This window comes from Pseudomonas sp. REP124, from assembly GCF_020164475.1.
Lineage (GTDB): Bacteria > Pseudomonadota > Gammaproteobacteria > Pseudomonadales > Pseudomonadaceae > Aquipseudomonas.
The window spans coordinates 1-4993 of the sequence record NZ_JAIQWX010000246.1 but is presented as its reverse complement, the minus strand read 5'-3'; the positions used below and the strand labels follow the sequence as shown (position 1 = coordinate 4993).

The following is a 4993-nucleotide window of genomic DNA, read 5'->3' as shown; positions in this document are numbered from 1 at the left end:
ACACATCGAGAGGAGGTGCAGCGAAGCAAACCGGAGGCGATGCCCCCGGATGAATGCCGGAGCGAAGGAACCCCGAGCTCCAGCGAGGGGCCGAACGTTGGGGCAAGACCTTTTGGTTACTTTTGGGGCGTTTGCCAAAAGTGACCCGACCGTCAGGGCGGAACAGACAGCAGCCGCGCCCGCAGCAATGGATATGTATCCAACCAAAAGAGCATCGCCACAAAGCCAATAAAAAGGCCCCGCATTCAGCGAGGCCTTTTTTGTTGGCTTCAATCATTCCAAACCCTAGGGTTTCAATCCCTGCGACATCCCAAACACAAACAACAACAAATCATGATCCGGCTGACTCGCCGATACCGCTTTGACCACCCGCGGCAATGGACAACTTTCACCATTAACCGAACTGAGAACTTGCGTGCGGGGCTGCTCCCAGGCAGCCACCGCCAGTGAAGCAACTGCCAAGGCTCCTACTAGAAACAAACCTCGCGCAACTTCGAGTTTCATCGCTATAAACCTTTGATAGCGCTGCCAAACGCCGTCTTGTAAAAGTAGACGAGCTTTCCCCAATCCGCCGGATTGAACGACGAGTGGCGACGCAGCTGCTTCATGTCATGAGCCGCCGCTTGCCCCGCGGTCATCCGCTGCCGGCACTTCTCCAGATCGATCAGCGCCACCTCGACCTTGGCCGCCTCACCTTCGCCCGTCACACGCAAAAACACATGCTTGATATACAAGCAACTGTGCTGCCAACGCCCCTTGTGCATGCGCGCCAGGTTCTCGGCAAGATCCTTCAGCACGCGATCGTGCACCACCTCGCCGTAACGCTCCCGGCCACCTGCCGCGTACCAGTTTTCGATTTCATCGAAACCATCCAGGGATTTGGTGACCAGCAATGCGCGCCATTTGTGCACCGGGTCGCGCTGTGCGCCGCAGTAAACGATCTGCGGCACACGAACACCGAGCTTGCTCACACCATTGAGGGCGTCACGCTCACGCAGAACCGTCGGCCGGCCGAACGGGTGCAGCAGCGAGCGATGGATATGCCCGGTCTGGCGCTTCACATAAAGCAGCTGACCATCACTGCCCATGACCCGTTGCACGCCACTTTCTCCACCACGACGGACATTGGGCTCTTCTACCCAGTCACCGCGCTGATTCCAGAAATAGTCGAAACGGTCCTCGGAACCCATACCCGATCCCTCTGCATACTGCACTGCCATCCTGTTACCTCTTGCGTAATACGTAAACTCGCCACATGGCATAGAGCGGTATAAAGTCCAGACGTTCCTGAATTCGGAACCCAGCCTGCTCAAATTCCTTCTCCACCGTAGCAGCAGGTAACACAAATCGATTTTGGTAACCTTCCTGCCCACGGGTTTTCTCTGCGCGCTTGCGTTTCCAGGCCTTGAAATTGCCATCCACCCACAGCGAGAGGATCACGCTGTCACGGCTGACGCGCTCGAATTCGCGCAAAATAGCCAGCCGATGCTCGGCCTCACCGATGTGATGAAGCAAACGCATACAGAATATGCTGTCGACGGCGTTATCTGGTAAGCCGATGTCGAATGCAGACGTGTGCAAGGGTTGTACCCGTTTTACCACTTCGGCCGGTTGCGACTGGGTGGCGATCTTGATCATGGACTCGGAGTTGTCGGCGCCGATGATCACGCGGTTGGGTTTTTCCGCCAGCATCGGCCAGAAGCGTCCCGCGCCGCAGGGCAGATCAAGTACCAGGCCCGGCTCACCGACCGCTGTCAGGGCCTTTCGGGCCATCTGAACATCACGCCAGTGCGACAGCCGGCGGCCCAGACCATCCTTGTGCTTGCGCAGATAACGCTTGGCATGTTCGTCGTCATATTTCTGGGAAAAATCAAGTTTGATCGGGCCGGCCATCACAAAGGTCTCCTGTACTTTCGAATGGCAACTACCTTAGGCAGCCCAATGTCGGCGTCAGGTCATGCGATTGTGAAAAATTTGTCATGTAAAACCTCGAAGTATTTCGAGGTTTTACAGGGCCTGCCGCCTGTCAGGATTACTCGTGTTTCAGCCTTTCTGGTCAGGCGTGAGCAGATCCACCTGAAAACGACAACCATTGGGTTCCATGGTGGTCAGGCCGACCGTCCAACCTTGGTTTTCACAGATTCGCTGTACCAGCGAAAGCCCAAGCCCCAACCCGTCGCCGCGCTTTTCCGTGCCCCGCACGAACGGCTCGAACATCGCTTCGCGTTTTTCCTCGGGGATGCCGACGCCGCTGTCTTCCACAATGAAACCGTTGTCAGTCAGCGTCAGGCGAATGAAGCCCTGCTCGGTGTAATGCAAGGCGTTGCGCAACAGGTTGCCCATCACCGCGTGCAGTAGTGTCGCGTTGTAACGCGCGTCCTGCGGCTCGCCAGGTTCAAAAATGAGCCGCAAACCCTTGGCTTCGATCGGCTCGCGCCACAGATTGAGCAGACCATCGGCCACCTGAGCGAGCGACTGATGCGGCGACATGCCGGCATCTTCGCGCTTGGCACGGGCCAACATCAAAAAGGTTTGCACCAATTCACGCATTTCTTCACTGGCACGGGCAATTCGTTCGACCTGAGCCCGGCCGCGCTGATCGATCCCGGGGTTTTCCAGCAGCAGTTCACAGGAACTGGCGAGTACCATCAAAGGCGTACGCAGTTCGTGGCTGACGTCGCTGGTGAACAAGCGCTCGCGGGTCAACGCCTGGCGCAGGCGTCCAAGGGTTGCGTCGAAAGCTACCGCCAGTTCACCGACCTCGTCCGCCGCATAGTCCGGAGCCAAGGGCGGCGCCAGCCCCAGCAACTGATCGCGGTGACGCACCTGGCGGGCCAGTCGCACGACCGGCGCCATGACCTTGCGCGCCAGGACCCAGCCGAGGAAAACCGCCAGCGCCAGGCTCAGCACGAAACCCACCAGCACCACGGCGAACAGCACCCGCTCACGCTCCTCGAAGTCGCTCTGATCCTGCAGCAACACATAGCGCCTTCCGTCGACGATCTCGACCATCGCGTGATAAGACAACTGCTCGCGAAACACTTCGTGGAAGCCCGAATCCAGGTGCTTCAAATCCTTGGGCAGCTCGAAATCTCCGGGTCCGCCACTGAAATAGAACAGCTGGTCCGGTTCGGGGCGATGGCTCCAGTCGGAGACGTTATCCATCAACAACAGGCGCTGAAGGTCGCCGCCCAGCCCCGCCGAGATCAGCTTTTCTTCCACCAGGTGCACCGTCGCCACGATGCCCATGGCAAAGGCGCCGGCCACCAGTGCGCTCATCAGCGCAAAGGCGATGATGATCCGCTGGGCAAGGCTCTGTTTAAACTCCATCACGCCCCTCTGCCAGGCGATAACCCACACCGTGCACGGTATGCAGCAGGGGTTTGGCAAAGGGTTTGTCGATCACCTGGCGCAATTGATGGACATGGCTGCGCAGGCTGTCGCTGTCCGGGCAGTCATCGCCCCAGAGGGCTTCTTCGAGAATTTCCCGGCGCAGAACGTGTGGGCTTTTCTGCATCAACACCGCCAGCAGCTTCAGGCCGACGGGGTTGAGTTTGAGCAAGCGGCCTTCGCGGCTGACTTCCAGGGTGTCCAGGTCATAGCTCAGGTCGGCAACCTGCAGGGTGCGGCGACCGCCGCCCTGGGAGCGACGCATGACTGCTTCGACCCGCGCCGCCAGTTCCGACAGGGCGAATGGTTTGATCAGATAATCGTCGGCACCGGACTTGAAGCCCTGAAGGCGGTCGTCCAGTTGATCGCGAGCGGTCAGCATGATCACCGGGGTGTCCCGACGGGCATCTTCGCGCAGGCGTTTGCACAGGGTGTAGCCGTCGATGCCGGGCAGCATGATGTCGAGCACGATCAAATCGTAGTGCTCGGTGGCCGCCAGATGCAGGCCCGACAGACCGTCCTGAGCGCAATCCACGGTGTAGCCTTTGAGCCCCAGATAATCAGCCAGATTGGCCAGGATATCGCGGTTGTCTTCAACCAAAAGAATTCGCATGGGTATCTCTCCGTACACAGTAACGGCCGTCTTGGCCCGCGCAGCTTACGGCCAAGTCTGGCTCGCTACCAGACTTGCGTGCAGTTGCCGATCTTGTGCGAAAAAAGGGGGGACCTTAACGATTTTTTCACTATCGATTCACAAGCAGACCACGGGATCGGGTTCATAATCCGCGCGGTTGCGCTTCTCAGATCACTTCACCGCCCCAGGAACTGCCATGGTTTCGACCGTTACTCGCCCCGCCTCACGCCCGCTCAATTTCTGGATCTGCCTAGGGATTCCCGCCGTCACCGCGATCATTCTGGTGTTGCTCGAATTGACTTCACTCGACATGAACCTGGCCAATCTGTTCTACGATCCGGTCGCCGGCGACTTCATCGGCCGGCACAGTTACTTCCTCGAAGACATCCTGCATGACCGCGCCAAGCAGGTGGTCATCGGCTTCTCGGTATTGGCCATCTTCGGCTACATGGGCTCATTTTTTGTCGAGCGGCTTAAACCCTACAAGCGTGAATTGGGCTGCCTGGTGCTTTCCCTGGGGCTGGCGACTTCCTTTGTCACGCCGATGAAGGCGGTGACGGCGGTGCAGTGCCCATGGAGTCTTGAGCAATTCGGCGGTCATGAAAAATACAGCGAATTGCTGAGCCCTCGTCCGCAGACCGAAAAACCCGGGCGGTGCTGGCCAGGAGGTCATGCCGCCACAGGGTTCACGCTGTTCGCGCTGTTCTTCGTGCTGCGCGACCGTCGACCACGGCTGGCCCGCGCGGCGCTTGTCTTCGCTTTTGCTTTGGGGTCGGTATTTTCCATCGGGCGGATGATGCAGGGTGCGCACTTTTTCTCGCACAACGTTTGGACGGCGGTGTTTTGCTGGCTGATTTGTCTGGGGTCTTATTACTGGCTGCTGTATCGGCCGGCGTCCACGGCTGAGAAGGTGAGCAAGGTCGAACCTGTCGGCGCCTGATCTGACGCCTTCGCGGGCAAGCCTCGCTC

General features: G+C 58.7%; 6 protein-coding genes. 1 reads left to right on the top strand and 5 read right to left on the bottom strand.

The window, feature by feature from the left end:
- Positions 1-285: 285 nt before the first annotated feature.
- From K9857_RS29595 to colR, 5 genes are all read right to left on the bottom strand, one after another.
- The gene (locus K9857_RS29595) at positions 286-504 is read right to left on the bottom strand and encodes a hypothetical protein (protein ID WP_224542008.1); all 219 of its coding nucleotides are present in this window, start codon (positions 502-504) and stop codon (positions 286-288) included.
- Positions 505-506: 2 nt separating this feature from the next.
- Positions 507-1220 (bottom strand): lipopolysaccharide kinase InaA family protein, encoded by a 714-nt coding sequence (locus K9857_RS29590; protein ID WP_224542006.1) that lies wholly within the window; start codon positions 1218-1220, stop codon positions 507-509.
- 4 nt (positions 1221-1224) lie between these two features.
- A complete protein-coding gene (locus K9857_RS29585; RefSeq protein WP_224542004.1) occupies positions 1225-1893 on the bottom strand; it encodes a class I SAM-dependent methyltransferase in 669 nt (222 codons plus the stop codon).
- A gap of 150 nt (positions 1894-2043) precedes the next feature.
- The gene (locus K9857_RS29580) at positions 2044-3330 is read right to left on the bottom strand and encodes a sensor histidine kinase (RefSeq protein ID WP_224542001.1); all 1287 of its coding nucleotides are present in this window, start codon (positions 3328-3330) and stop codon (positions 2044-2046) included.
- Entirely contained in the window at positions 3320-4003 is a 684-nt protein-coding gene (colR, locus tag K9857_RS29575) for a two-component system response regulator ColR (RefSeq protein WP_224541999.1), read from the bottom strand. The genes K9857_RS29580 and colR overlap by 11 nt, the downstream gene beginning before the upstream one ends.
- Before the next feature lie 217 nt (positions 4004-4220).
- Here colR and K9857_RS29570 point away from each other — a divergent pair, with 217 nt between their 5' ends.
- Positions 4221-4964, top strand: a complete 744-nt coding sequence (locus K9857_RS29570; RefSeq protein WP_224541997.1) for a phosphatase PAP2 family protein — start codon at positions 4221-4223, stop codon at positions 4962-4964.
- The last annotated feature ends 29 nt before the right edge of the window (positions 4965-4993 follow it).

Coding starts and splice junctions, on each gene's coding strand:
- K9857_RS29570 (WP_224541997.1), top strand. CDS start 4,221: ATGGTTTCGACCGTTACTCGCCCCGCCTCACGCCCGCTCAATTTCTGG.
- K9857_RS29590 (WP_224542006.1), bottom strand. CDS start 1,220: ATGGCAGTGCAGTATGCAGAGGGATCGGGTATGGGTTCCGAGGACCGT.
- K9857_RS29580 (WP_224542001.1), bottom strand. CDS start 3,330: ATGGAGTTTAAACAGAGCCTTGCCCAGCGGATCATCATCGCCTTTGCG.
- K9857_RS29595 (WP_224542008.1), bottom strand. CDS start 504: ATGAAACTCGAAGTTGCGCGAGGTTTGTTTCTAGTAGGAGCCTTGGCA.
- colR (WP_224541999.1), bottom strand. CDS start 4,003: ATGCGAATTCTTTTGGTTGAAGACAACCGCGATATCCTGGCCAATCTG.
- K9857_RS29585 (WP_224542004.1), bottom strand. CDS start 1,893: ATGGCCGGCCCGATCAAACTTGATTTTTCCCAGAAATATGACGACGAA.